The organism is Staphylococcus sp. GDY8P126P (assembly GCF_017891965.1).
Classification (GTDB): Bacteria; Bacillota; Bacilli; order Staphylococcales; family Staphylococcaceae; genus Staphylococcus; species Staphylococcus saprophyticus.
The window spans coordinates 1-1,050 of record NZ_JAESKG010000039.1 but is presented as its reverse complement, the minus strand read 5'-3'; the positions used below and the strand labels follow the sequence as shown (position 1 = coordinate 1,050).

The 1,050-nt window shown below is 27.3% G+C and carries 2 protein-coding genes; both read left to right on the top strand.

Going from position 1 to position 1,050, the window contains the following annotated elements; translation table 11 throughout:
• Positions 1–75: 75 nt before the first annotated feature.
• The gene (gene ermCL, locus KA893_RS13890; protein WP_002497446.1) at positions 76–135 is read left to right on the top strand and encodes a 23S rRNA methylase leader peptide ErmCL; all 60 of its coding nucleotides are present in this window, start codon (positions 76–78) and stop codon (positions 133–135) included.
• A gap of 57 nt (positions 136–192) precedes the next feature.
• Complete coding sequence (erm(C), locus tag KA893_RS13885; RefSeq protein ID WP_014158488.1) at positions 193–927, top strand: 23S rRNA (adenine(2058)-N(6))-methyltransferase Erm(C); 735 nt, start codon at positions 193–195, stop codon at positions 925–927.
• The last annotated feature ends 123 nt before the right edge of the window (positions 928–1,050 follow it).

Sequence of the window (1,050 nt, the reverse complement as noted above, 5' to 3'; positions counted from 1 at the left end):
CAACTTTGCAACAGAACCTTCATATTTATCAGAGCTCGTGCTATAATTATACTAATTTTATAAGGAGGAAAAAATATGGGCATTTTTAGTATTTTTGTAATCAGCACAGTTCATTATCAACCAAACAAAAAATAAGTGGTTATAATGAATCGTTAATAAGCAAAATTCATTACCAAATTAAAGAGGGTTATAATGAACGAGAAAAATATAAAACACAGTCAAAACTTTATTACTTCGAAACATAATATAGATAAAATAATGACAAATATAAGATTAAATGAACATGATAATATCTTTGAAATCGGCTCAGGAAAAGGCCATTTTACCCTTGAATTAGTACAAAGGTGTAATTTCGTAACTGCCATTGAAATAGACCATAAATTATGCAAAACTACAGAACATAAACTTGTTGATCACGATAATTTTCAAGTTTTTAACAAGGATATATTGCAGTTTAAATTTCCTAAAAACCAATCCTATAAAATATTTGGTAATATACCTTATAACATAAGTACGGATATAATACGCAAAATTGTTTTTGATAGTATAGCTAATGAGATTTATTTAATCGTGGAATACGGGTTTGCTAAAAGATTATTAAATACAAAACGCTCATTGGCATTACTTTTAATGGCAGAAGTTGATATTTCTATATTAAGTATGGTTCCAAGAGAATATTTTCATCCTAAACCTAAAGTGAATAGCTCACTTATCAGATTAAATAGAAAAAAATCAAGAATATCACACAAAGATAAACAGAAGTATAATTATTTCGTTATGAAATGGGTTAACAAAGAATACAAGAAAATATTTACAAAAAATCAATTTAACAATTCCTTAAAACATGCAGGAATTGACGATTTAAACAATATTAGCTTTGAACAATTCTTATCTCTTTTCAATAGCTATAAATTATTTAATAAGTAAGTTAAGGGATGCATAAACTGGGTTCTGTTGCAAAGTAAAAAAATATAGCTAACCACTAATTTATCATGTCAGTGTTCGCTTAACTTGCTAGCATGATGCTAATTTCGTGGCATGGCAAAAATC